This window comes from Nitratireductor aquibiodomus, assembly GCF_900105565.1.
Lineage (GTDB): Bacteria > Pseudomonadota > Alphaproteobacteria > Rhizobiales > Rhizobiaceae > Nitratireductor > Nitratireductor aquibiodomus.
Map to the genome: position 1 here is coordinate 3,114,855 of NZ_FNSL01000001.1, position 24,750 is coordinate 3,139,604.

Here is a 24,750-nt window from a genome sequence, read left to right on the forward strand (position 1 = left end):
ACCCCGTACCAATGTCCCCTTGGAACCGCGTTTCATATAGGGCGCTGCGCCTACGGCAGATACGCTTCCCCGCCGACTTCGATGACCTCTTCCTCGCTGAGGGATCGATGCCAGTGCGAGTAGAATATCTGCCGGTGGCGGGGTAACTGGACCTCTGTTCGCAGCATGCGGTGTATTTCCCGAAACGCCTTGTGCTCGCATCCGCCCCAGAAGAACGCCTGTTCAAGGTCTTGCGGCCACTCGACCGACCGGATCGCGCGCGGCAGCAATGAGGCTGTCCCAGCCGGGGCTCCGTTTCGGTGAAGCCAACGCAGGTCCATATTCGGCGGGCGCGTCAAGGATTGTTCCTCATCGGCGTTGTCGATCTCGATAAAGGCGATGCCATGAGCATCCGCGTCCAGATGCTCCAGAATGCGGGCAATCCCCGGCAGGCCCGTCTCGTCCCCCGCCAGAATGTAGAAACCGGCGGGTTTGGGGCCATTGGCTGCAGGCCCCAGAACGCCGACGATATCTCCCGGTGTAGCCTCCATTGCCCATTGCGTGGCGGGGCCGGGGTTTGGGTGCAGGGCGAAATCGATCTCGATCTCGCCGGTCGCGGAATCGATCTTTCTGACCGTGTAAACCCGCGTTGAGAGCTTCCGCCCTTTCGGCCAGATCACATGGCCTCGGTCGTCAAGCCTTGGCCACTCCGGTGAAACGGTGCCCTTGGGCTGAAAGATCAATCTGCAATGAAGCTGGTCCGCACGATCATAGCGGGCGAGGTTTTCGCCGCGAAAGGTGATGCGCCGCATTCGCGGTGTCAGTTGCGCCACGGCGGTCACCTGCAGAATGCGAAGGTCTTCCGGTTCGGAAGGGCCCGTATCATCGCCCGACCAGTCAATCCTTAGGTTTTCACTGGCGGCAATGAAGGTGATCGGCCCGACAAGCGCGTGCTTGAGGCGGTTGAGCGCATCGCGGTCTGTCGTCTCCACGGTGAGCCTCAATTGACCGGGCCCCGGCTCAAGCACCGCAGAGCCGAACGGAGCGGCAATCAGAAAGCGCGAACCTTCCTGTTCGATCTCCATGTCATGCGTGTCGATCGAGGAGACGATAGGGTCGAGAAAATCCGCGATCCGGGGAAAATCGACGATGGATGACGCTCGAAAAACGCGCGTCTCGCGCTCGCATGCCAATGCCATCAAGCCTCCTGCAACGAGACCCAGAGAGGGCCTTCGATCGGTGTTGAGAGAAACCGCGCATTGATCTCGGCAAGCGTGGCGGCGGGATCGATCTCGGCGCACCGGTCCGGGTGCAGCCATTTGGCGGCGAGCTCGATGAAGAGGATGTTCAGCGGCGGAACGGATATCAATCCGGTCCATATGCCGTGAACCCGGCCATCGCGGACGCTGGGCAAAAGGTCGAAGCCGGTTCGCCGGATAACCCGCTCCAGGCCCTCACGGCCTTTTGCCGGGTCGAGGCCGGGGCCTATGGCCGGGCGAATGTCCGATGCCCACCCGCCGCCGGAGGCGATGTAAACCGCATGCGGGGTGGAGAGAAGATGCTCCAGTTGCAGTTTTTGAAACCATGGTTCCGTAACGCCGGGCAGGTTTTTTCCTCCGGCATGTTCAAGAAGTGAGCCCCACACCTTGTTGCCCGCGGCCCAGCAGCAGTCTTCCGCCGTGGACTGGATCTCCAGATATGTGGTGACAGTGGGAGCTCCCGCCACGCAGCGCTGAACGCGCTGCATTTGTGTTTCGAAGAAACCGGCATAGTCACGCACCCTGTCGGCAACGCCGAGCACCGCGCCCCACATCTGCATGTGCCCGATGATGTTCGCGACCGGATCGTCATCCAGCGTTTCGCCAGCGACCGTGTTGCTGGACGTATCGCTGAAAACGACCGGTATTCCAAAGCTCTCCAGCCGCGTGACAAGCAGATCGTCACTGCCATGCGGTGCCATGTAGAAATTCGCCACCACCAGATCGGGAGACAGGCTCGCTAGGCCTTCGATCGAAATCGTGTCGGGCGATTGCTTGCCCACGAGCGCAATGTCGCGCCCTTGGGTGAAACGCTCCTGAAGGAGTTTGCTGTCGATCCGGTCCGTTGCCGCCCAGCCGACCACGAGAGCGGCAGGGTCCGGATGCAGCAAGGCCATGCTGACGATATCCCGTGCTTCCAGCAACACGATGCGCTTGGGCGGGGCTGGCAGACGCACGGTCCGCCCAGCCATGTCGGTCACAATGATCGCTTCATCCGCGCGTGCCGCCTTCGCGGTAAGAACGCCACCGACCAGCGATCCGCAGAAGCTGCGCCTGTTGAGCCTCATCGCTCTCACCACTTGTATCGCAATCCGGCCTGCACCTGGCGTCCATTGCCAAACTGGCAATAGATGTTGGAACTGCAACTGGAGTAATACTCCTTGTCGAAAAGATTGGTGACGTTGAGCGTGCCTTCCAGTCCTTTCAACGCATGGTTCTTCGCCCCGAAATCGTAGCGAAGCGCCAGATCGACAAGCGCATATCCATCGGCCTTGATGGTGTTGGCGTCGTCGGCATAGCTTGACCCGACAAAGCGCAGTCCGCCACCGACGGAGAGGCCGTCCAGCGTCCCGTTCCCGAACGCATAGTTCGCCCAGATCGAGCCGAAGTAATCCGGAACGGCCTGTGGCCGCTTGCCGATGTTGGCGTGCACGCCCGATTCCGAAACCCTGGTGTCAAGAAGGGTCAGCGCTGCAATCAGTTCCAGATTGCTGGTGAGGTTCCCACGCGCCTCGAATTCGATTCCGCGTGAGTGGATCTCGCCCTCTTGCACATTGAAGCCGGGAATGCTGCCCGGCGTGAGCACGTTCTTCTGGCGAATGTCGAAGGCGGAGACGGTGAACAGCGCATCGAAACCGGCTGGCTGGTACTTCAGGCCGATTTCATACTGTTGCGCGCTGGTTGGTTCGAACGGGTTGCCGCTGGCGTCCACGCCAATCGTGGGCTCGAACGAGGTGGAGTAACTGGCATAGGGCGCAAGGCCGTTCTCGAACTGGTAGAGAAGCCCCGCGCGGTAGCTCGTCTCACCGCTCGATTGCTCGCTTGATGTCGTGGCGAGCCGGTTTTCCGATACCTGTCTGGTCCAGTCATGGCGCACGCCGACGACCGCCCGAAAGCCCCCGAAACTCATTTGATCCTGCACGTAGATGCCCGTCTGCCGCAGTTTCTGATGGCTGTCGATCACGGTCATGAGAGGGCCGACGGGCTGACCGTATTGCGGGTTCGTCACGTTCAGGGCGGGAGCCGCGCCAAACCGGTATTGCCAGTCGCTGCCTGTGCTTTGGTAATCGATACCGGCCAGAACGACGTGCTCCAGCGCACCCGTTGAAAAGTTGAATTCCGCCTGATTGTCGAAGGAGAGGCCACCGGCATCCTCAATGGAGCGCAGCGCATGGCGCGGAATTTCTCCTGCCGCGTTGATCGGCCCGGACATCTGAAGCGAGCGGAAGTCGATATCGACATGAGAGTAGCGCAGGTTCGACCTCACGGTCACGAGGTCGTTGAACCGGTGCTCGAACTGATATCCGATTCCATACTGTTCCCTTTCGAAGGCATCGAAACCGGGATCGCCGATGTTCAGGTCGCGCCCAAGGTGGGAGCGATACCCCGCAGGCGCGAGGAATGTCGGGTAAAGCGAATTGAAATAGCCGCCCTCCGGGTCTTTCTGGAAATAGCCTGAAATCGTCACAGACGTGTCCGCATCCGGTTGCCAGGTCAGGGACGGCGCAACGCCAAAGCGTTTTTCATCGACATCGTCATAGCGTGTTCCGGCAACACGCCCCACGGCGCTGATGCCGTATTGCCACGTTCCATCCGATGAAAGCGCCCCGCGTGACGACAGCCCGCCCTGCATGCGGCTGTGCGTTCCACCCTGAAACCATACTTCATTGTAGGGCTCGGCCGATGGCGCGCGGCTGATCTGATTCACCAGACCGCCGGGGCTCGTCTGGCCGTACAGAAGCGCGGATGGCCCCTTGAGGACTTCGATGCGATCGAGAAGAAACGGATCGATTGATGTCTGGGCGAAGGCCTGCCCGCGGGGCAGTTTCAGCCCGTCCAGAAAGCTCACATAGTTTGTCGCCGTACCGAAGGCGCCGAAGCCGCGCAGAAACACCGAATCGTAGCGGGCATTCGAGTCGCGATCCGAAAGGACCCCAGACGTATAGCGAAGCGCCTCGCTGACGGTTTGCGGGTTCTGCTCGTCGATCTGCCTCCGTGTGACGCTCGATGTAGCCTGCGGCGTTTCCAGCGCCGCGGTGCCGGTCTTCGTGGCTGAAGTCGATTGTTTCAGAAACATCCGGTCCGAGGTGTCGGAAACGGTTCCCGCACCTTCAACGACGATCCTTTCGAGTGGAGTGGCCGCTTGCTGTGCGAAAACACCGCCTGTCCCGATGACAAGGACGCTAACCGACGAGAGAAGACGAAATGAAACACGCGATGACATATTACCCCCGATAGAGCCTGTCTGTTGAGCAGTTGGGTGGACGAGACTCCTGCCGGGTGACGTCTGCCTGGAAAACGTTTAAGGGAATATCCAAACGGGACGGACCTGTCCAGTTTATTTGAGCGCGTTTGTCGTCTTTGAACGACTTGCGCCGGGCGTGAAAAAACGACAGGTGATGCCGGTGCATCCGTGTTTGCGTGTTCTGGTTGGAGCGGAAATGGAGAAGGCATGACTGAAGACAGGAAGCTGCATCGCAGGCCGGCTGGAGGCCGCCCCCCGAAACAAAGGGCAGAAGAGGCCGGCACGCGGATTCTGGAGACGGCCACGCATCTGTTCGCGTCTCGTGGGTTTGCAGGCACCTCCGTCGAGCAGGTTGCCAGCGCCTGCGGTGCAGGGAAAGACACGATCTATCGCCGTTTCCCTTCAAAGGTGGCGCTGTTCGAGGCTGTGGTCGAGCATGTGCGTGACCGTGCATTGGACAGGCTGAACGGGCTTGCACCCGTCGATGGCGATGCCTTGAAACAGTTGAAGGCACTGCTGCGCGCCTATCTTTCAATAAACATGGAGCCGGATCTCGTCGCCTTGAAGCGGATCGCTTTCAGCGAGGCGGTCGTGTTTGCAAAAAGCAGCGCAGCTTCTTCAGGCTCCGACCCCTTCATGGAGCGTCTTGTGGAAGCGGTAAGAGCTGCGCAGGCCGATGGATTCCTGCGCACCGGCGATGCGCCGTCCATGGCGTCTCATCTCATCCATAGCCTTGTATCCCTCCCGACGACAAACGCGATGCTGGGCGGTTCCGACTACGATTCGCCAGAAGCCCTGGATGCCCACTTCGCGGTAATCTGGCTCTGGATGACGGAGGGCGTCATCGCTCGTTGAGTTCTGCCATATCGAGCCCGTTGGCGAGGAGATCCGGAAAGATTTGAAGAAAAATCAAAATCCGTAAAAGTTGTATATGGGTGTGAGGATAAGAATAACTAAGGCTTCAAAATTTTATCAATCCAATAAAAAAACTCAAGTTTTGCCTAATCGAGTGTAGCAGAATTGATTATATAGAACCCTAGAATATCCCGGCTGTTACCATCAATTGGTGAAATTGGGATCGGACGTCTTCAAAATATCGAATTCAAAATCAAAGCAAGCATGGGCGAAGCTCATCTTCACGCAGTGAAGGGGATCGTGATTGCCACATATCTCAATCTAATTGCCTCTCCCTTTCGTGGTGATCAGCGTAATCAGGACGACCATGGCCGACGCCGACAATGCGTGCGCCTGCCCAAGTTGCCAGACGCCAAGCAACCGCGATGTGGTCGCATCGAGCCGCGCGTGGTCAAGAAAGAGCATCTGGCCGGCTGCGGCTGTGCGCTCTGCGAGGTCGGCAAGAAAGGCCCGCCTTCACCGCGCAAGAAATGGATGATCGGCCACTGTTAAGGCCGTTGCGCGCTTCTCGGCCGCGAGAGCCTTTTGCAGTCAGGTGGAATCACCTGACATCCGCATAAATGCGAGAAAACAAAGAGATAGAGCGGGACAGCGTTTCTGTGAAACGATGAATCCGCTCTTTAAGAACAAACCGCGAAACGCTTTTTCCTCATCGCTTTCAGATTGTTTCGAACAGCTCGTTTTGCACAAACAGCGTCGGCACACCGCCCGTGTGCAGAAAGCACAGACCTTCGGCCTGCTCGATGCTCCCATCCATGGCCATGTCCATGAAGGCGGCAAAGGGTTTGGCCGTATAAGTGTGCTCAAGAAGAATGCCTTCTGTCCGGGCAAGGGTCAGGATAGCGTTCTCACCGACAGTTGTGGGCAGCGCGTAGCCGGGCCCCAGATAGTCCATATGATAATGGACCCGCCCATCGTCGAGCTTCACGTCGGGCTTGCCCGTGTAATGTTGCAGCTCACCGAAAATTCGCGCGATCCGCGCCGCCAGATCTGCCTGGCCATATTCGACGCTCACTAGATGCACGTCGAACGGGTTGCCCAGAAGCGCGTTGCCAAAGATGAAGCCGGCCTCTGTCGGTCCCATGGAGCCCGGCAGGATCACATGCCGTATCGGGTAGCCGGAAGCCTCGCTCTGCGAAAGGAGCTCCGCCGCGGCCACCGCATATCCGAGCGCGCCGACAACGGCGCTGCCGACGATGTAGGGCCGGCGCCCGGCGCTGCGCAGTTCCTGCGCGATTTCCTCGATGCGCACCGCGCGCGTGTCTTCGCACATAGCGCCGACAAACCGCACCTCGGCGCCGAACACGCGGTTGAGAAAGGAGCTTCGACGCGTCTGATCGGTTTCAGCATCGTTGTGAACGATCAGGCAATCGAGCCCTGCAATGGCCGCTGCCGCCGCCGTCAGCCGACACTGGTTGGAAACGGGTGCGCCGGCGACCAGCAGCACATCGGCATTTTCCTCCAGCGCCGCTCCCAGCCAGAATTCCAGGCTGCGCAGCTTGTTGCCGCCGAGCGCGATCGGCATGTGGTCGTCGCGCTTGATGAAGAGACCGGAGCGGCCCAGTCGCTTTTCAAGCCGTGCGAGGGGCGCAAGAGGGGTTGGCTGTTCGAGCAGCCGGTAACGTGCCTGCGGGAATTGAATCATTGTCAGTGGTTTCCGTCCCGCCGGCTTCGCACATCACGCAGGCTGGCATCCGTGGCCGCCGCATCCTGCGGGTTTCTGATGCGTTCGATGTAATTGTAGATGGTGAATTTCGATACGTTCATGCGCGCGGCGATCAGGTCGACCGCGCCCTTCACCAGGAACACGTTCTTCTCTTCCAGCTCGCGAATGATGTTCATGCGGTAGGTCCGGCTGTCCTGTGTGCGCAGCGCCTCGTTCCGGCCGAGCGCTTCGTCCACCACGGCATCGACCATCCCGATCACGTCTTCATTGTGTGTGTTGCCGAACTGGGGCTGCTGTGTTGCCGGCGCATCGAAATTGCAGAAGGTCTGCAGCATGTCGATGCTGTGCATGAGGCTTTCGATGCACAGGTCGATGCGCATACAGGCGATGGTCTCATCGTCTGCGCCGCGCAGGATCGTGATCGATGAACTGAGCCTGCGGCCGTCGGGCGTTGTCGCGGTGAACTGCAAGCGGCCGCTTGGCCGGTTGTCGGCTTCCTGAAAGCGCGTGAACAGCTTTTCGGAAAGCTGGGAGCCGATGCTGGCCTCCATCACGGTGCCGGAATAAGCGACAAGGCGAGGGCGCTTTTCGCGCATGTCGTATAGCGAAACCTGGCAGTTGGCGCCGAACTGGGCTACAAGCGTTTCCATCAGCGCTGCGTAGGGGCGCAGGATAGGGTCCAGTGGTGTATCCTGTGTCATGCTCTCACATTCTGTTTGTCAGGCGGAATAGTGCCGTCGGTTGTGGACGAGGAACGCTGCTTGCCCATGCGTGGCTTGCCGGCATTCTTTTCTAGCCAGTCGACAAGCTTGAGCACCGGGAAACAGTAGCAGAAGTAGATCAGGGCAACGATGCCGTAGATGAACAGGATGTCGCTCGGAAAACGCAGGATGGAGATCTCGCCCTGCCGGGTCAGTTCGCTGATGCCCACCACCGAGACGATGGATGTTGCCTTGATGAGGTTCACATAGACGCCGCCGAGCGAGGGCAGGATCAGCATGATCGATTGCGGCAGGATGATGTGGCGCAGCGTCTGGCCACGGCGCATGCCGATGGCGAAGGCGCCTTCCCACTGTCCACGCGGTATCGCGCGGATCGCGCCGCTGACGATCTCCGTGACATAGCTGGATGTGTAGATCGCGAGGCTGACCAGAGCTGCGGTCAGCGAATCCCACATCAAAAGCGCAAAGCCGGTGTTGGGAAGCACGAAGTACACCACATAGAGCTGCACGAGAAACGGCGTGCCGCGCAGCAGATGCAGATAGCCGCCGATCAGCGGTGTGAGGTAGGGCACGCGCTGCCCGCGGACCAGCCCGAGAACGAACCCGATGGCCGAACCGCCAATGATGCCGGCCAGCGATATGCCGAGCGTCTGCCAGAACCCGTTCAGGAGTGCGGGCAGGACGGCATGAAAAACGTCGATATAATGTTGCATCATGCTGCTGCCTTGTTCCAGGCCGGTCCTGCCAGCTTGCGCTCCACATAGCGTGAGGCGACCAGCAGCAGCAGGTAAATGGCGAAGTAGATGACGGCGACGGAGAGAAAGCCCTCGTTTGGCTTGATGCGCTCGCTGTTCAAAAGCATGCCGGCGGCCACCAGATCGAACACGGTGATGAGTGAGAGCAGCGATGTATCCTTCACCAGAATGGCAGTTTGCCCGAGCAGCGAAGGCAGGATGTTGGCAAAGGCCTGCGGCAGGACGATATGTTGCGCGCGCTGGCGAAACGTCATGCCGACGGCAAGTCCGCCCTCGATCTGTCCCTTCGCGACCGACTGAATGCCGGAGCGGATGATTTCGGCCATATAGGGCGCGGTGTGCAGGGTCAGCGCGAGAATGCCGATCCACAGTTCGGGCCAGCGCGCGGTTGCCGGCACGAGATGCGGCAGGGCGAAATAGACGATGTAGATTTGCAGCAGAAGCGGGGTCGAGCGGATCGCCTGTATATACACTTCGGCGGGGATGGAAATCAGCCGGCTTGGTGAAAGGCGCATTCCGGCCAGCGCCGTTCCCAGTACGAGCGAAAGCACCAGACTCGCGCTCGCCGCCAGAAGCGTGTTTGTGATGCCCCGCGCGAACTCATCAGCATAGAGCGCGACGATGCGGTAATTGTAGACGCCAACAATCCAGTCGGCGACCGGCTCAAGAAATGTCATGGTGCAACCCGGTCCGCGAGGCGTTTGGGAACGTCATTGGAGGCTCAGGGTCGGGCGGCGTTCTGCCAGAATGCCGCCCGGCCTCAATGCGCTATTTGTGGTCAGCTTCCCAGTCGCGGGAGTTCCACCAGTATTCGACGAGACGGTCGAGCTTGCCATTGGCCGAGACCAGCTCGAAGTAATTGTCCATCCAGAATTTCAGATGGCTGTTCTCCGCGCGGGTGGCGAATGCAAGCGGCTCGCGGGTGATGATGCCGTCGAGGATCATCAGATTGTCGTATCCGCCGACATAGGTCTGCGCGTTGCCGAGGTCGGTCAGCGCGCCGTCGACCCGGCCGGCGGCGAGCGCCTGGGCGGCTGCGGGGCCGCTGGCAAATTCCTTGACGGTTGCGTTGGGCAGGAATTCCTTGATCGCGGTCACATAGGTGCCGCCCTGCACGCCGCCCACATTGAGACCTTCCTTGTTCAGGTCTTCCCAGGTGGTGCGGCCGCTGTCCTTGGCGGTCATTGCAACCGTGTCCTGATAGAAGAACGGGCGGGAGAAAAGCAGTTGCGCCGTACGCTGCGGTGTGGGCGTCATGTCGGCTGCGATAAAGTCGAACTTGCTGGCCAGCAATGCGGGGATGAGGCCCTTCCAGTCATAGTCCTGAAGAACCAGTTTCACACCCAGATCGTCGGCCATCATCTTGACGATCTCGATCGCCAGGCCGGTGCGTTCGCCATCCTTGTTGATGAAGCTCACAGGCGCGCCTTGCGTCTGCACGCCGACGCGCAGTTCACCGCGCTGTAGGATCTCGTCCATTTCGGTTTCGGCGCTTGCAGGGGCGCTCATCCCGAAGGTCACGCCGATGGCGGTTACAGCGGCGAGCGCTGTCTTGAGAATAGATTTCATTCTGGTTCCTCCCTGGTGATTGTGACCCGCATGCCGCTGGGTCTTTAGTGGATTTGCGAAAGAAACTGTCTGGTTCGGGCATTCTGCGCGTTGTCGAAGAGCGTCTCAGGCGCGCCCTGTTCCACGATGGCGCCCGCATCCATGAAGATGACGCGGTCCGCCACGTCGCGGGCGAAGCCCATCTCATGCGTCACGACCGCCATGGTCATGCCTTCGCTCGCCAGTTCGCGCATCAGGTCGAGAATGCCGCCGACCATTTCGGGATCGAGCGCCGAGGTGGCTTCATCGAACAGCATGACCTGCGGATGCATCGCCAGCGCTCTTGCGATGGCGACGCGCTGTTGCTGTCCGCCGGAAAGCTGGCTCGGATAGTGATGCCGGCGGTCCTCTACACCGACGCGCTTAAGAAACGACATGGCGATTTCCTCAGCCTCGCGCCGGGAGCGTCCGCGCACTATGCGCTGTGGCAGCGCCACGTTTTCCAGAGCGGTTTTGTGCAGGAACAGGTTGAAGTGCTGAAACACCATGCCAACGTCGGCGCGCAGCGATGACAGGTCCGTGCGCCGGTCGGTTACCTCGCGGCCGGCCACCCTGATGGTCCCGGAATCGACCCTTTCCAATCCGTTGAGGGTGCGCAGCAGCGTGCTTTTCCCCGAGCCGGAAGGGCCGATGACAACCACGACTTCGCTTTGAGAAACGTCAAGGTCGACGTCTGCAAGCGCGACGCAGCGTTCGTCGCCTCCCACTGCGGCGAATGTCTTGCGAACACCGCGAGTGTGAATTGCCGCTTCCTTGGCTGCGTCAGGCCTGTCCGTCATCGAGCTCCCCCTCAAGCGTTACGGCGACAGTCTGCATAATCGGAATTTAGAGTCAATTTTTTTGAATCAAAAAATTTTTTGTAAAAGCATTCGATTATCAGAGCGGACACCTCAAAAGAGATTCTGGGAATTGCCAAGACCTCAGAGGATTGTCATGCGTCCTGCAAATCCAACCGTTTGGTGAGATTGATTGTCGGAGTATTCCTTCCTGCTCATCTGCATTCAGGGCGCTCTCACCATCGCCCTCCTGAGATGGCTGACATTGCGCGTCTCGCTCGGGCTGACTGCGATCATCGCTGCAGCCATCGTCTTTTTCATGTTTCCGGGCATGAACAGAGGCGCGTTGCCCTTTCTTGCCATGATGCTGTCAGCAACAGCGCTCTGCGCCCTGTATCTGTTCCGCAACGCCCGCGTCAGACGCCTTCGCTGAAGGAATGCCCAGGCCCCCGGAGTTCGCCGCCCACAATGCCAACAACAACCGCACCACCCACTCACAAACCCGCTTGACGCCGGGCTTAAGGTCGCGGATTAATGCGCGCTGCGCGGGTATGATGTAATGGTAGCCTGTCAGCTTCCCAAGCTGATCGCGCGGGTTCGATTCCCGCTACCCGCTCCAGATGCTCCGACCAAGGCCAGCCTCTTGGCGCCCATCCAGGCTTGCGCACCTGCGTCCGGGTGCGTATCTCTTTGCGGTCAAGATCAAGGAGCACTCCGGTGTCGGCACTGACCAGATTCCTCGGCGACAGCCCGCTGCGCGTCATCATCAAACTGCTGATCGTTTCACTCATCGTCGGCTTTGTGATGAGCGCGTTCAACTGGTCTCCATTCGACATCATCCATGCGCTGCGTGACACTGTCGTTCATCTCTGGAACATGGGGTTCGATGCGCTCGGCCGTTTCGCAAGCTATATCCTGCTTGGCGCGGCAATCGTCGTGCCGGCCTTTCTGATCCTGCGCCTCCTGAACTATCGCCGTTAGCTAGGCCCGGGGCGCATTTCCATGTATCATGCTCAGCCACAAGACCGCGTATCGCATCCGTTCACGGTGACGAACCGTCTCGTCCTGTCGATCGCCCTGCCGATGACGCTGGCCTATCTGACCACGCCGCTTCTGGGCATCGCCGATACGGCCATTGTCGGCCAGTATGGCGACGCGGCCCTGCTGGGCGGGCTGGCGGCGGGCGCCATCGTCTTCGACGTGGTCTTCACCACGTTCAATTTTCTGCGCTCCGGCACGACCGGCCTCGTCGCGCAGGCCTATGGCCAGGGCAACGCACTGGAGGAGCAGGCGGTTCTGTGGCGGGCATTGCTGGTTGCCCTGGCCGCCGGTCTTCTCGTTGTGCTGCTCGGTCCGTTCGTGGTTGCCGGCGGTGTGTATTTCATGGGGGCCGAGCCGGAGGTGGCGGCGGCCATGCGTGCCTATGTCTCGATCAGAATTCTCGCCGCCCCCGTCTCGCTCATCAACTACGCAATTCTCGGATATGTGCTCGGGAGGGGCGAAGGCGCGCTCGGGCTCGCGCTGCAGTTCATCCTGAACGGCACGAACATTGCGCTGTCGATGTTTCTCGCGCTGTCGCTGGGCTGGGGCATCGAGGGTGTGGCCTGGGGCACGGTGGGTGGCGAAGCTGTCGGCATGCTCACAGGGTTCGCCGTGCTGGCCTGGCGTTTTCGGCGCGAGCCCCGCGTTTCGCTGCGGCGGGTCTTCGACACGCCACGGATTGTCCGTATGGTGGCCATGAATGGCGACATCATGATCCGGTCTTTCTCGCTTCTCGCTGCATTCGCGCTCTTCACCAGGCAGGGCGCGCAGTTTGGTACCGTCACTCTGGCTGCCAATGCGATCCTGATGAATTTTTTCCTGGTCGCGGGATATTTTCTCGATGGAACCGCCACCGCTGCCGAGCAATTGGCAGGGCGTGCCGTGGGCGCGCACTACCGCCCCGCCTTTCTCCGCTCCCTGAGGCTGACGGTGGCGTGGGGCTTCGGGCTCGCCATTGTCATGTCGCTGTTTCTGCTTTTGGCCGGCGAAGCGCTGATCGCTTTTATCACCACGGCACAGGATGTACGAACGGCCGCCAACACCTTTCTGCCCTGGGCGGCGCTGATCTCCATCTCTGGCGTTCTGGCATTTCAGATGGATGGGGTGTTCATCGGCGCAACCTGGTCGCGCGACATGCGCAACACGATGCTACTTTCTTTCGCGCTCTATCTCGCTTGCCTGTTCTTCTTGACGAGAAGTTTTGGCAATCATGGATTGTGGGCGGCGTTCCACATTCTTCTGATCGTTCGCGGCATCAGCCTTTTCGCCATTGTGCCGTCACGAATGCGCAGAACGTTCGCTGAATAGACGTCAGTCGAGGTGGCGCGCAGCCCATTCGTCCACGCGGGTGTCGCGCAACTGACGCAGCGAAGTAAGGTTTTCGCGCTGAGCAAATGCACTCATCTCTTCCAGAATCCTGCCGGGCAGGCAGGTGCCGCCGAAGATCAGGCCACTATACATCTGCACCAGATCGGCACCGGCGCGGATCTTCTCCAGCGCCGTTTCAGTGGAGCAAACCCCGCCAACGCCGATAATCGGCATGGCCGGCCCGACCAAGAGCCGCATCTTGGCAAGAATGACCGTCGACCGTTCGAAAAGAGGCTGGCCGGAGAGCCCGCCCGTCTCGTGTGCCAGGCGGCTTGTGACGCCGGCTCTCGAAAGCGTGGTGTTGCTGACGATCAGCCCGTCGATGCGTTTGCCTAGCGCTTCGTCGGCTATGTCGGCCAGGGCAGCGTCGGTGAGGTCAGGTGCGATCTTCAGGAAAAGCGGGATTGGCGCACGCCGCAGCCTGGCGACTTCGTTGCGTGTTTCGATCACCCGGTGAAGGAGTTCGGCGAGGTTTGCACGATCCTGAAGCGATCTCAGCCCGGCCGTGTTGGGCGAGGAAATGTTGATGGCAAGATAGGACGCGATATCGCCAAAGGCACGCACGCCCGCCTCATAATCGGCAATGCGATCCGTGCTGTCCTTGTTGGCGCCGATGTTCACGCCGACAATTCCGCCCCTGCCGGCACGGCTCCTGATGCGCTCGCGCACCGCCACGATGCCGTCATTGTTGAAACCCATCCGGTTGATGAGCGCGCTGTCTTCCTCCAGCCGAAAAAGGCGCGGCTTGGGGTTTCCCTCCTGCGGCTTCGGGGTCACGGTGCCGCATTCCACGAAGCCGAAGCCCAGCTGCAGCAGGCCGTCCGCTGCCTCGGCATTCTTGTCGAAGCCGGCTGCCATGCCCAGCGGGTTGGGAAACACCATCCCGCCCACTATGGTTTTGAGACGTTTGCTTGTCTGCGGTGGCCGGGCCAGCGGCATACGGCTTTTCAGGGCCATGATCGCAAGGTTGTGGGCGCGTTCGGAATCCATCCGGAAAAGGGCCTGGCGCGCAATCCTGTCGAGCAGCGACTTCATTCTGATAGCTCTGGAAAAAGGTGGAGGCCATCTGCGCCCAGCGGCAGGGGCTGCACCCATGCGACTGCATCGAGCGGCAGGGAGGCATAGAGGTGTGGAAACAGTGCGCCGCCGCGCGAGACTTCGTGTTTCAGCGCGCTCCCGAGCGCATTGGCGTCAACGGCGACGAGCAGCAGGTCGTCCTGCCCGGCAAAGTGCCTGGCGGCTGTCTCCTTGACCTGCCCCGCCGTGGAGAAATGAATATAGCCGTCGGCGAGATCGATCGGCGCGCCATTGAACACCCCCGCGGTCTCGGCTTCCTGCCAGAGCGTGCGGGGACAGATTTTATAGATCAGTTGGACCATGCCAGCGGCTATACTTGCAATACAGTGTCAGCGAAAGGCCCGAAAAGGCGTTTTCGGGGGATTGCGGTCTATCCCAATTATGGCGCATTCCTTGCACATGATCCCATCACCAGATGCATGAACGCGGAGCAGACCCATGCGCAAGACAATCGCGGCGACAGGAGCGCTGATCCTCCTGTCCATGACGGCGAACGCCGTGGCGCAGGAGGCCGAACGCTTTCGGCTTGAGCGCACGGAAGAAGGCTATGTGCGCATGGACACCCAGACCGGTGCCATGTCGATCTGCCGCGAGCGGTCGGGACAGCTCGTCTGTGCGCCGGCGGCCGATGAACGCGCGGCCTATGAGGAAGACATCGCCGCGCTTCAGGACAGGCTTGAAACCCTCGAGGAGCGGGTCGAAGCTCTGGAAGGCGCATCCCCCGAAGCGGCATCGGACCTGCCGTCCGAGGAAGAGTTCGAGCAGACCCTGGGTTTGATGGAGCGCTTCTTCCGCCGTTTCATGGGAATCGTGAAGGATTTCGAGAAGGAAGAAAAGACCACGTCGCCCGATACGCCCGCACCTGACCGGACCTGAGCAACTCCGGAAAGTGTGGAGCCGGCTTTCTGCCCGGAACTGCGCAAAAGCAGCATGCCAGAGCGTTCTCACATCTGCGCGGACGTCGGGTGGCCCGCGCCTGGCTGCGGACCGCTCTACGTGATCGCGCGCACCACGCGCAGCACCATTGAGAAGGCGAAGAACCCGCAGCCAATCTGCAGGCTGAGAACAGCAAAGCGCAGATAGATGTCTTTCAGGATGGCGATGAACACTTTTGCGCCCGAACGGCCGACCGGGCGCGCATTCGGGTTCAGATGCATCCAGACCTCTGTCTTCCTGGGGTTTTGTCGCGCAAGCGTATAGGCCTTCAGTATCAACAGCTCGGACATGATCAGCGTCATCAATGCGCCTGCGCTGAAAGCGAGCACCAGGTCGAATGATAAGCTCAGCATCACCAGGCCAATGGCAAAGGCGCCGAACATCACGGCGCGCCCGATGCAGAACATGGCTACCTTGTGGATTTTCTCCATAGCAGGCTCACGGGTTTTCACCCTCCCGGCGAGTCTGTGGCATAGATGTGGGGCAGGCAAGTAAATCTTCTGCGAGCATTTTGGCGAGTGGTGGAGTGTCTGGCTATGGCAGAGCTTGAAATGATGGCTATTCCCCGCATAATCGCCGCCGAAACCTGCGACGGAAGAAGACGACAATAATGCCGCAGGCGCGGGAGGGACTTTTGGCATCGGGCTATAGATTTCTGGTCGCCGACGACCATCCTCTGTTCAGGGGAGCGTTGAAGGGCGCTCTTTCCGGACTCGACGATGCATGCAGGATACTCGAGGCAGGCGACTTTGAAGGCGCGAAAGCGCTGGTCGACGAGAGTATCGATCTTGTTTTGCTCGATCTTTCCATGCCGGGCGTCAGTGGTCTGTCGGGGTTGATTGCGCTTCGCGGAATGAACCCTGCAGTGCCGATCGTTGTCGTGTCGGCTCACGACGATCCGGAAACCATCAGGCGGGCGCTGGAACTGGGCGCGTCCGGTTTCATCTCGAAATCGTCAGGCATGGACGAGATCCGAACGGCGGTTCAGGCCATCCTTGATGGCGGTATCTATACGCCCGCCGATATCGATCTGGGCGCCGAGGCCGATCCGGAGATTGCCGATCTCATCCGCCGGCTGCAAACCCTTACGCCGCAACAGACCAGGGTGCTGAGCATGCTGGCGGAAGGGCTGCTGAACAAGCAGATCGCCTACGAGCTCAACGTCTCGGAAGCAACCATCAAGGCGCATGTCTCCGCGGTGTTGCAGAAGCTCGATGTAGACAGTCGCACCCAGGCCGTGATCCGCCTGTCGAAAATCGGGGCCGACACCATCGCCACGGAAAGCTGAAGCCGTCGCCGGTACTGCTCTTCCTGCCTATTCCGCTGCCGCGAGCATCTGGCGGCAGCGCATCAGCAATGTGCGCAGCGATGCCGGGCGCAGAGGCTTGTTCAGCACCATGGCCGTCAGCGCCTCCGCCTCGGCGCGCACTTCGTTGGAACGGTCGGCGGTGATCAGGATTGCCGGTATCGTTTCTCCATAGCGCGCCCGCAATGCGGCGATCACATCGAGCCCCACTTCGTTGTCGAGATGATAATCGGCCAGGATGATGTTGGGCGCTCCGCCCGAAAAATCGGGCAGGGTGGCCGATCCGGTCGCCGTCGAAACGGCGCAGCCCCACCCTTCCAGAAGCCGGCGCATCCCGTCGAGAATGCGCGGATCGTTGTCGATACACAACACACGCAATCCCTCCAGCATGGTCTGCTGGACCGCCGCAGGGCGCGCGGGCCTCTCGACCTCCCTCGCAGGGGTGGAGCTTGTCGGGATGATGACGGAGAAGCGCGTGCCGCCGTGAACTTCTGAATCGAGACGTATTTCCATGTTCAGAACCCGCGCGATGCGGTCGACAATCGAGAGACCAAGGCCCAGCCCCTGAGCCTGCCGCACGCCTTCCTCCAGTCGGGTGAACTCGCGGAACACCGTATTCAGCTTGTCGGGCGCAATGCCGATACCCGTGTCGATGACCTGCAGTTCGAGAAGCGTGCCACGCCGCCGCACACCCACAAGCACGCGGCCGCTCGGCGTGTACTTGATCGCATTGGAGACAAGGTTCTGAACGAGGCGCCGCAGCAGGTTGCGGTCCGTGTTCACGGTGAGCGTCGAGGGGACGATGGTCAGCTCCAGCCCCTTTTCCTCGGCCAGTGGCATGAAATCCGTGCTCAACTGGCGCAGCAGACCATCGAGCCTGAAGACACTGGCTGAGGGTTTCAGCGCACCGGTGTCCAGACGCGAAATGTCGAGCACGGCCCCGAGGATCGTTTCCACGGAATCGAGCGAGGATTCGATGTTACTGACATACTCGCGGGTCTCTCCGCCATCGGCGCGTTCCATTAGCGATGAACAGTAGAGCCGGGCCGCATTGAGCGGCTGGAGAATGTCGTGGCCGGCCGCCGCCAGAAAACGCGTTTTCCCGAGATTGGCTTCTTCCGCGATCACCTGTGCCTGTGCCAGCTCCTCATTGACCCGCATCAGCTCCGCCGTGCGGTCGGCCACGCGCTGTTCCAGTGTTTCGTTGATGCGCTTCAGGGCGATGTCCGCCTCCACACGCGGTGTGATGTCGGTATAGGTGGCAACGATGCCACCGTCTGGCATGGGGTTGGTGCGCAGTTCGATGATGCGCCCGCTCTTTCGCAACCTGATCTCCCATGGCATTCCGAAGTCGGTGAAACGGTTGAGTGTCACCGTATAGGCGTCGACGGGAATTTCCCCGCGCACTGCGAGCAGATTGACGAACCGGTCGAGCGAGACGCCAACCTGGCCCATTTCGTCCGGCAGGTTGAAGAGCGTTCTGTACTGCCGGTTCCAGCAGATGAGCTGGAAGTCGCGGTCGAACACGGTCACGCCTTCTTCCATCTGGTCGAGCGCGGTCTGCAAGAGGTCGCGGTTGTGCTGCAGCGCCATGGAAGCGTCGTCGAGCAGTCTGAGCGCGTCGCGCGGTGAGCGGTCATTGCGCTGGAAGAGCAGCGAAAGAATGAGCCGTGAGGAAGACGAACCCACCGCACTGGCAAGCAATTGTTCGGAGAAGCGCACCAGGGCGATGCCGGTCTGGTCGTTGCCGTTGAGACGGACGCCATGTGTCGCCTCGAAAGTGGCAAAGGAGCGTTCTGTGCGTTCCGCACCCAGATAGCGCGAGATCGTGTCTTTGAGGTCGTTGACCGTGACCGCCGTGCGAAACCGGCGCAGGGTCGGGATGGGGCCCGTGTCGCGGGGCACGAAGATCGCCGCCTGGATGCGTTCGAGCGGCTGTGCCGCGCGCGAAAGCGAACCCAGCACGAAGAACAGCGTGTTGACGGCAAGGCTCCACAGAACACCATGATTGAGCGGCTCGGCCACGGTGCCGAAAAGCGCCTGCGGCCTGAGTGCCGGCAGGCCGAAGAGACCGTCCGTGATGATGCTGGTCCCTTGCGGGGCTAGCGAAGGAAACAGAAGCGTGTAGCCCCACAGGGCAAATCCCGCTCCCATGCCGAGCAGCGCGCCCCGCGCATTCGCACCTCGCCAGATCAGCCCGCCGAAGAAGGCCGGCGCGAACTGGGCGATGGCTGCAAAGGAGATGAGGCCGATGGCGGCCAGCCGGGTGTTGTGCGTGGTCTCGCGGTAATAAAGAAACGCGGTGAAAAGGATGATGAAGATGGCGGCGCGGCGGATGTTGAGAATGCTTGACGACCAGTCGTTCTTCTCGCGGTGGTCGGGGCGCAGCAGGCGGCGCAGAAAAAGCGGGATCACCAGGTCGTTCGAGATCATGATCGAAAGCGCCACACTGGCGACGATGACCATGGCGGTGGCGGCCGAAAGCCCGCCGATGAAGGCGACCAGGGCAAGAAGATCATGCCCGGCGAGCAGCGGCAGGGCGAGCACGTAGAGGTCGGAATTGGCTTTGTCGCCGACGAGCGCCAGACCGGCAAAGGCAATCGGAATCACGAAAAGGTTGATCAGCACCAGGTAGAGCGGAAAGAGCCAGCTTGCGGTCTCGAGTTCCGTGGTGCTGCGGTTTTCCACGATGGTGACGTAGAACTGCCGCGGTAGCATGATGATGGCGAAAGCGCTCAGCGTCGTCATCACAATCCAGGTCGCAAGCGACGTGGGATAGGTGTAGGCCTTTTGCACTTCCGGAAGGCTGCTTACGGCGCGTGCCAGATCCAGCGGTCCCGCGAAGAAGAAATAGGTGATGGCGATGCCGACCGCGAGGAAGGCCGCTAGTTTCACCACCGTCTCCACGGCAACGGCCAGAACCAGACCCTCCTGATGCTCCGTGGCATCGGCGTGACGGGTGCCGAAGAGAACGGCAAAGATTGCCAGCAGAAAGGTGACGATCAATGCCATGTCGCCGACGAAGAAATCGATCACGGGCGGCGCGCCGTCATAATGCGTGACCATGAGGCTCACGGAATCGGAGATCGCTTTCAACTGCAGGGCAATATACGGAACGGTACCAAACGTCGCGATGAGCGTGGCCACGGATGCGACGGCAAAACTCTTGCCATAGCGGGCGGCAAGGAAGTCGGCGATTGAGGTGATCTTCTCGGATTTGGCGAGCCGGATGATGCGCTTGAGGATCGGGAAGCCGAACAGGAAAACCAGCACCGGGCCGATATAGATGGCCAGAAATTCCAGCCCGCGCTCGGAGGCCAGACCCACCGAGCCGAAGAAGGTCCAGGACGTGCAATAGATCGCAAGGCTGAGCGCATAGATATAGGGGCGCGAGCCGAGCCCTCCCTGGCGGGCGGCGCGATTGTCGCCGACGCTCGCTATGAAGAAGAGCAGCGTCACGTAAGCGACGGCTATGATTGCGATGACCCAGCCCTGCACCGGTCGCGATTCTCCTCCTCACGGGGCACGCCAAAAGGCAAACACAGGCCCGGTGGTGTGTCCAATGCTTCTTTCGGCCAATGAGCCCTGTGAAGTCAAAAGAACGGTTTTTGTTGCGCTTCTCACTTGTGGCACTGCTATTGTGCACGTGCTGGTGGCCTTTGAGTCGCCGGGGTTGCAGCCAGGGCAATTCCAGGAAAAGTGGGAACCGGTTTTCCGTCCGGAATTGCGCAAAACAACAAGGTAGAGCGCTTTCGCGATTCAACGAAAGGCGAAAACGCTCTAGATTGGGGAGATACCCTTATGATGAAAGAATTTCGGGAGTTCATTGCACGGGGCAATGTGATGGACCTCGCGGTCGGCGTGATCATCGGCGGCGCGTTCGGTCTTATTGTGAAATCTTTGACCGATGACATTATCATGCCGGTCATCGGCGCCATCTTCGGCGGTTTCGATTTTTCGAATTATTTCATGCCGCTTTCGTCCACCGTGACCGCAACGACGCTGGAAGCTGCGCGGGAGCAGGGGGCGGTGTTCGCCTACGGCAACTTCCTGACCGTGGTCGTCAACTTCCTGATTCTGGCATGGATCATTTTCCTCATGGTGAAGGGCGTGAACGCGCTGCGCCGCAAGGAAGCCGAAAAGCCGGCAGAGCCCGAAGCCCCGCCGGCCGATGTTCAGCTTCTCACCGAAATCCGCGACCTTTTGTCGAAAAAATAGGGCTTTTTCGCCTTTTTATCGAAAAACACTGGGAAAATCCGAAAACGCCGCCGAGAAGGTATCTCGGCGGCGTTCTCATTGTTTTTGCTTGGAAAAAGAAGTCAGCCGCCGGACTTGGGAACCAGAAGAGACACCACCCGCTCGGATTTCGCCGGCTGGGGCTGGTCCGCTTCGTTGAAGGGAATGCCGAGCGCTTTCCAGGTTTCGAGAAGCGCGTCGCGCAATGTGTCGATCAGCGCGTCGTCATGGTACGGCGTCGGCGTGATGCGCAGCCGCTCCGTGCCGCGTGGCACGGTCGGATAGTTGATCGGCTGGATGTAGATCCCGTGCTTTTCGAGCAGACGATCCGTGGCCTGCTTGCACAGTTCGGGATCGCCCACGAGCAGCGGAACGATGTGGGTCTGCGACGGCATCACCGGCAGACCGGCTGCAAGAAGCTTGTCCTTGGCCTGCTGGGCCTGGCGCTGCTGCGCTTCTCGCTCGACCGAGGAAGTCTTCAGGTGGCGGATCGATGCGGTGGCCGCAGCCGCGATGGCCGGTGGCAGGGCGGTCGTGAATATGAACCCGGACGCGTAGGAGCGCACCGCGTCGATAACGGCGGTTGAGCCGGTAATATAGCCGCCGATCACGCCAAAGCCCTTGGCCAGCGTGCCCTCGATAACATCCATGCGATGCGCAAGGCCGTCGCGCTCGGTGATGCCACCGCCCCGCGCGCCATACATGCCGACGGCATGAACCTCGTCGATATAGGTCATCGCATTATACTTGTCGGCGAGATCGGCAATCGCCTCGATGGGCGCGATATCGCCGTCCATGGAGTAGACGGATTCGAATACGATCAGTTTTGCCCGACCGGGGTCTGCATCCCTGAGCAGGCTTTCCAGATGCGCAACATCGTTGTGCCGGAAGATTTTCTTCTCCGCGCCCGAGCGGCGCACGCCCTCGATCATCGAGGCATGGTTCAGCTCGTCGGAAAGAACCAGGCAGTTGGGAAGGAGGCGGGCGATGGTGGAGATGGAGGCTTCATTGGAGATGAAACCCGATGTGAAGACGAGGCCGGCTTCCTTTCCGTGCAGGTCGGCAAGCTCGGCTTCGAGCTCCACAAGCGGGTGATTGGTGCCGGAAATATTGCGCGTGCCGCCGGCACCTGCGCCCATTGAGCCGGCCGCCTTCTGCATGGCCGAAATCACGCTCTCGTGCTGGCCCATGCCCAGATAGTCGTTCGAGCACCAGACGGTAATTTCACGCGTCTCTTCACCGGAACGCCATAGCGCGCGCGGAAACGCGCCGACGATCCGCTCGAGGTCTGCGAAGACGCGATAGCGGCGTTCAGCGTGAAGTTGATCGATCGCTTCTGAGAAAAAACGCTGGTAATTCATTGAACCTTCCTGCTGTGCGGCGCGATCATAGTCGCGCACCCCGTCTGCGTCCATTGCGTGTTTCGGGCAAATTGACACGTCTGCGTGACATCGCCTTGCGCTCGATCAAATTCGATCCGAGAGGGCAGACCTGGTCAGTGCGGAAGCGTGTCTTTCGGCAGGCCCTCGCCCGGTGCCATCATGTCGGCAATGGCTGTCAGGGCCAGGATGAGCTGGCTGCGCCGCTCCGGAGAGAGGTCTGCGAAACGCCGGGCGAAGGCGTCGCCCATCGGTTCCGGCGCCCGCGTCAACAGCGCGGCACCTTCGGGCGTGAGGCGGGTATGGACGACGCGGCGATCGTTGCGTGAGCGGTAGCGCTCGACCAGTTGCCGTGCTTCCAGATTGTCGAGAATGGTGATCACGGTCGCAGCGCTCAGATCGATATGGGCAGACAGGACAGTGGTCGTGACCTCTCCAAGTGCGGCAATCGCCTTGAGGGTAATGAGCTGCGGCGCCGTGAGCCCGATCTGCTTTGCAAGCGCCCGGGACTGCACATCGTTGGCACGGACGATCCGGCGGATGCATTTTTCCACGCCCCGTAACTCATCGTCGCGGAACCTGTTGGTGACCTTGTCAGTTGTCTTCTTAAAGCTCATGCTGACGCCATTAATTTGACATCTAATAGTTATAACTATAACTAAAATACGCTCCGACGCAACGACGAACAAGGGATCAGATCGCTATCCATGTGCGGAATCTGCGGAGAACTGCGGCTTGATGGCCGCCCTGCCTCACCTGTCGCTCTTTCGAAAATGATGGACTGTCTTGCGCCGCGCGGGCCTGATGGCGCGGGCGCCGTCGTTCATGGCAGCGCGGCCTTCGGGCATCGGCGGCTGAAAATCATTGACCTGTCGGAAAAGGCACGCCAGCCGATGGAGGATGCGGAGCTCGGGCTCACCATCGCCTTCAACGGCTGCATCTACAATTATCCCGAGCTGCGTGCGGAACTGGAGGGCAGGGGCTACCGCTTCTTCTCCACCGGCGACACCGAAGTCATTCTGAAAGCCTGGCATGCCTGGGGTGAGGAATGTGTGACCCGGTTTCATGGCATGTTTGCCTTCGTGCTGCGCGAGCGTGAAACGGGCCGCGTGGTGATGGCGCGCGACCGGTTTGGCATCAAGCCGCTTTACCTGGCGGAGACGCCGGAGCGCATTCGGTTCGCATCGTCCCTGCCGTCCCTGCTGGCGGCGGGTGAGGTGGACACGTCCATCGACCGCCACGCGCTGCATCACTACATGACGTTCCACGCGGTCGTCCCCCCACCGCGCACCATCCTGAACGGCGTGAAGAAGCTGCCGCCTGCCACCATCCGGATCATCGAAGCCGATGGCAGTCAGCGGGATCGGATCTACTGGGATCCGCCCTTCGCGCGCGATCCCGATACGCCCCCTCTTTCTCCCGACGAATGGCGTGACCGCACGCTGGAAGCGCTGCGTCTCGCCGTCAAACGCCGCATGGTGGCCGACGTGCCGGTGGGCGTCCTGCTTTCTGGAGGTGTGGATTCCAGCCTCATCGTCGGGCTTCTCGCCGAGGCCGGCCAGAAGGGTCTCATGACCTTCTCCGTCGGTTTCGAGGAGGCCAATGGCGAAAAGGGTGACGAATTCGTCTATTCCGATCTGATCGCGAAAGAATTCGGCACCGATCATCACAAGATCTTCGTGCCCTCGGCCGATTTGATGGATGCGCTTCCCGGCACGTTCGCTGCCATGTCGGAGCCAATGGTCTCCTACGACAATGTCGGTTTTTATCTCCTCTCCAAGGAAGTCTCGAAACACATCAAGGTCGTGCAGTCGGGGCAGGGCGCCGACGAGATTTTCGGTGGCTATCACTGGTATCCGCCGCTGATGAATTCCAACGATGTGGTGGGTGACTATGCGAAGGTCTTCTTCGACCGGTCGCACGAAACGCTGACCAGACAGCTCGCGCCCGAATGGATCGCCGACCGCGATGCGAGCCGCGAACTGGTGGCGGCTCACCTCACACGGGCAGGCGCCGACACGCCGGTCGATGCGGCGCTGAGGCTCGATTCCACCGTCATGCTCGTGGATGACCCGGTCAAGCGGGTGGACAACATGACCATGGCCTGGGGGCTTGAGGCGCGGGTGCCGTTCCTCGATCATGAGCTGGTGGAGCTTGCCGCCCGCATCCCGCCCGAGGAAAAGCTCAAACAGGGTGGCAAGGGCGTGCTGAAGGAAGTCGCAAGGCAGGTGGTCCCGCATGAGGTGATCGACCGGAAGAAGGGCTATTTCCCGGTGCCGCAGCTCAAATATGTCGATGGGCCCTATCTCGATATGGTGCGCGATGCACTGTCCTCGCAATCCGCCCGTGAACGCGGCCTCTTCCGCCAGGAGTATCTGGACACGCTCTACGCCGCGCCGGCCGATCACATCACGCCGCTGCGTGGCTCCGAACTCTGGCAGGTAGGGCTGCTCGAACTCTGGCTGCAAACCCACGGGGTATGA

General features: G+C 60.5%; 24 protein-coding genes and 1 tRNA gene. 10 read left to right on the forward strand and 15 right to left on the reverse strand.

Annotated elements, in window-relative coordinates; all coding sequences use genetic code 11:
- Nucleotides 1-50 precede the first annotated feature (50 nt).
- Genes BLW55_RS14825 through BLW55_RS14835 form a run of 3 tightly spaced genes read right to left on the reverse strand, consistent with a single transcriptional unit; the run spans nucleotide 51 to nucleotide 4,461 of the window.
- Nucleotides 51-1,178: a siderophore-interacting protein gene (locus BLW55_RS14825; protein ID WP_090329308.1), complete on the reverse strand. Its 1,128-nt coding sequence runs from the start codon at nucleotides 1,176-1,178 to the stop codon at nucleotides 51-53.
- Complete coding sequence (locus BLW55_RS14830; RefSeq protein ID WP_090329309.1) at nucleotides 1,178-2,305, reverse strand: ABC transporter substrate-binding protein; 1,128 nt, start codon at nucleotides 2,303-2,305, stop codon at nucleotides 1,178-1,180. Before BLW55_RS14830 ends, BLW55_RS14825 begins: the two co-directional genes overlap by 1 nt.
- 5 nt (nucleotides 2,306-2,310) lie before the next feature.
- On the reverse strand, nucleotides 2,311-4,461 hold the full coding sequence (locus BLW55_RS14835; RefSeq protein ID WP_090329310.1) for a TonB-dependent siderophore receptor: 2,151 nt from the start codon (nucleotides 4,459-4,461) through the stop codon (nucleotides 2,311-2,313).
- A 228-nt stretch (nucleotides 4,462-4,689) separates the two neighbouring features.
- On the opposite strand from BLW55_RS14835, the gene BLW55_RS14840 reads away from it, so the two are divergent.
- Together BLW55_RS14840 and BLW55_RS20975 are read left to right on the forward strand one after the other, a co-directional pair.
- Complete coding sequence (locus BLW55_RS14840) at nucleotides 4,690-5,337, forward strand: TetR/AcrR family transcriptional regulator (protein ID WP_090329311.1); 648 nt, start codon at nucleotides 4,690-4,692, stop codon at nucleotides 5,335-5,337.
- A gap of 264 nt (nucleotides 5,338-5,601) precedes the next feature.
- On the forward strand, nucleotides 5,602-5,889 hold the full coding sequence (locus BLW55_RS20975; protein ID WP_244509087.1) for a hypothetical protein: 288 nt from the start codon (nucleotides 5,602-5,604) through the stop codon (nucleotides 5,887-5,889).
- Nucleotides 5,890-6,055: 166 nt separating this feature from the next.
- On the opposite strand, the gene BLW55_RS14850 is transcribed toward BLW55_RS20975, so the two are convergent.
- The 6 genes from BLW55_RS14850 to BLW55_RS14875 all read right to left on the reverse strand — a co-directional run bounded on the left by BLW55_RS14850 (nucleotide 6,056) and on the right by BLW55_RS14875 (nucleotide 10,927).
- Nucleotides 6,056-7,042, reverse strand: coding sequence for a pyridoxal-phosphate dependent enzyme (locus tag BLW55_RS14850; RefSeq protein WP_090329312.1), 987 nt, complete (start codon nucleotides 7,040-7,042; stop codon nucleotides 6,056-6,058).
- Between the two features lie 2 nt (nucleotides 7,043-7,044).
- The gene (locus tag BLW55_RS14855; protein WP_025031676.1) at nucleotides 7,045-7,764 is read right to left on the reverse strand and encodes a helix-turn-helix domain-containing protein; all 720 of its coding nucleotides are present in this window, start codon (nucleotides 7,762-7,764) and stop codon (nucleotides 7,045-7,047) included.
- Nucleotides 7,761-8,501, reverse strand: coding sequence for an amino acid ABC transporter permease (locus BLW55_RS14860; RefSeq protein ID WP_090329313.1), 741 nt, complete (start codon nucleotides 8,499-8,501; stop codon nucleotides 7,761-7,763). The genes BLW55_RS14855 and BLW55_RS14860 overlap by 4 nt, the downstream gene beginning before the upstream one ends.
- Nucleotides 8,498-9,217 carry an amino acid ABC transporter permease gene (locus BLW55_RS14865; protein ID WP_090329314.1) on the reverse strand — a complete coding sequence of 240 codons (720 nt, stop codon included), beginning with the start codon at nucleotides 9,215-9,217 and terminating at the stop codon, nucleotides 8,498-8,500. Before BLW55_RS14865 ends, BLW55_RS14860 begins: the two co-directional genes overlap by 4 nt.
- A 91-nt stretch (nucleotides 9,218-9,308) precedes the next feature.
- On the reverse strand, nucleotides 9,309-10,109 hold the full coding sequence (locus tag BLW55_RS14870) for an ABC transporter substrate-binding protein (RefSeq protein ID WP_090329315.1): 801 nt from the start codon (nucleotides 10,107-10,109) through the stop codon (nucleotides 9,309-9,311).
- Nucleotides 10,110-10,153: 44 nt separating this feature from the next.
- Nucleotides 10,154-10,927: an amino acid ABC transporter ATP-binding protein gene (locus tag BLW55_RS14875; RefSeq protein WP_090329316.1), complete on the reverse strand. Its 774-nt coding sequence runs from the start codon at nucleotides 10,925-10,927 to the stop codon at nucleotides 10,154-10,156.
- A gap of 190 nt (nucleotides 10,928-11,117) precedes the next feature.
- Between BLW55_RS14875 and BLW55_RS14880 the strand changes: the two genes are divergently transcribed.
- From BLW55_RS14880 to BLW55_RS14895, 4 genes are all read left to right on the forward strand, one after another.
- The gene (locus BLW55_RS14880) at nucleotides 11,118-11,357 is read left to right on the forward strand and encodes a hypothetical protein (protein WP_090329317.1); all 240 of its coding nucleotides are present in this window, start codon (nucleotides 11,118-11,120) and stop codon (nucleotides 11,355-11,357) included.
- 112 nt (nucleotides 11,358-11,469) lie between these two features.
- Nucleotides 11,470-11,543: transfer RNA gene (locus BLW55_RS14885), tRNA-Gly, on the forward strand.
- Between the two features lie 98 nt (nucleotides 11,544-11,641).
- Nucleotides 11,642-11,905: a DUF6460 domain-containing protein gene (locus BLW55_RS14890; protein WP_007009504.1), complete on the forward strand. Its 264-nt coding sequence runs from the start codon at nucleotides 11,642-11,644 to the stop codon at nucleotides 11,903-11,905.
- Between the two features lie 21 nt (nucleotides 11,906-11,926).
- Nucleotides 11,927-13,273 carry an MATE family efflux transporter gene (locus BLW55_RS14895; RefSeq protein ID WP_090329318.1) on the forward strand — a complete coding sequence of 449 codons (1,347 nt, stop codon included), beginning with the start codon at nucleotides 11,927-11,929 and terminating at the stop codon, nucleotides 13,271-13,273.
- Between the two features lie 3 nt (nucleotides 13,274-13,276).
- Here the strand turns inward: BLW55_RS14895 and BLW55_RS14900 are convergent, their stop codons facing one another.
- A complete protein-coding gene (locus BLW55_RS14900) occupies nucleotides 13,277-14,368 on the reverse strand; it encodes a quinone-dependent dihydroorotate dehydrogenase (protein ID WP_090329319.1) in 1,092 nt (363 codons plus the stop codon).
- On the reverse strand, nucleotides 14,365-14,712 hold the full coding sequence (locus BLW55_RS14905) for a DUF952 domain-containing protein (RefSeq protein ID WP_007009500.1): 348 nt from the start codon (nucleotides 14,710-14,712) through the stop codon (nucleotides 14,365-14,367). The genes BLW55_RS14900 and BLW55_RS14905 overlap by 4 nt, the downstream gene beginning before the upstream one ends.
- Nucleotides 14,713-14,848: 136 nt before the next feature.
- Between BLW55_RS14905 and BLW55_RS14910 the strand changes: the two genes are divergently transcribed.
- The gene (locus BLW55_RS14910) at nucleotides 14,849-15,286 is read left to right on the forward strand and encodes a hypothetical protein (RefSeq protein WP_090329320.1); all 438 of its coding nucleotides are present in this window, start codon (nucleotides 14,849-14,851) and stop codon (nucleotides 15,284-15,286) included.
- Nucleotides 15,287-15,402: 116 nt separating this feature from the next.
- Here BLW55_RS14910 and BLW55_RS14915 read toward each other — a convergent pair whose 3' ends face one another.
- On the reverse strand, nucleotides 15,403-15,777 hold the full coding sequence (locus BLW55_RS14915) for a hypothetical protein (protein ID WP_090329321.1): 375 nt from the start codon (nucleotides 15,775-15,777) through the stop codon (nucleotides 15,403-15,405).
- 179 nt (nucleotides 15,778-15,956) lie between these two features.
- Here BLW55_RS14915 and BLW55_RS14920 point away from each other — a divergent pair, with 179 nt between their 5' ends.
- Complete coding sequence (locus tag BLW55_RS14920; RefSeq protein ID WP_244509088.1) at nucleotides 15,957-16,634, forward strand: response regulator transcription factor; 678 nt, start codon at nucleotides 15,957-15,959, stop codon at nucleotides 16,632-16,634.
- A 27-nt stretch (nucleotides 16,635-16,661) separates the two neighbouring features.
- Here the strand turns inward: BLW55_RS14920 and BLW55_RS14925 are convergent, their stop codons facing one another.
- The gene (locus BLW55_RS14925; protein ID WP_007009496.1) at nucleotides 16,662-20,150 is read right to left on the reverse strand and encodes a PAS domain-containing hybrid sensor histidine kinase/response regulator; all 3,489 of its coding nucleotides are present in this window, start codon (nucleotides 20,148-20,150) and stop codon (nucleotides 16,662-16,664) included.
- Between the two features lie 303 nt (nucleotides 20,151-20,453).
- Here BLW55_RS14925 and mscL point away from each other — a divergent pair, with 303 nt between their 5' ends.
- Complete coding sequence (gene mscL, locus BLW55_RS14930; RefSeq protein ID WP_007009495.1) at nucleotides 20,454-20,870, forward strand: large conductance mechanosensitive channel protein MscL; 417 nt, start codon at nucleotides 20,454-20,456, stop codon at nucleotides 20,868-20,870.
- A gap of 101 nt (nucleotides 20,871-20,971) precedes the next feature.
- On the opposite strand, the gene hemA is transcribed toward mscL, so the two are convergent.
- Both hemA and BLW55_RS14940 read right to left on the reverse strand, forming a co-directional pair.
- On the reverse strand, nucleotides 20,972-22,249 hold the full coding sequence (gene hemA, locus BLW55_RS14935) for a 5-aminolevulinate synthase (protein WP_090330013.1): 1,278 nt from the start codon (nucleotides 22,247-22,249) through the stop codon (nucleotides 20,972-20,974).
- 134 nt (nucleotides 22,250-22,383) lie between these two features.
- Nucleotides 22,384-22,884, reverse strand: a complete 501-nt coding sequence (locus BLW55_RS14940; protein WP_090329322.1) for a MarR family winged helix-turn-helix transcriptional regulator — start codon at nucleotides 22,882-22,884, stop codon at nucleotides 22,384-22,386.
- A 90-nt stretch (nucleotides 22,885-22,974) separates the two neighbouring features.
- Here BLW55_RS14940 and BLW55_RS14945 point away from each other — a divergent pair, with 90 nt between their 5' ends.
- The gene (locus tag BLW55_RS14945) at nucleotides 22,975-24,750 is read left to right on the forward strand and encodes an N-acetylglutaminylglutamine amidotransferase (protein ID WP_090329323.1); all 1,776 of its coding nucleotides are present in this window, start codon (nucleotides 22,975-22,977) and stop codon (nucleotides 24,748-24,750) included.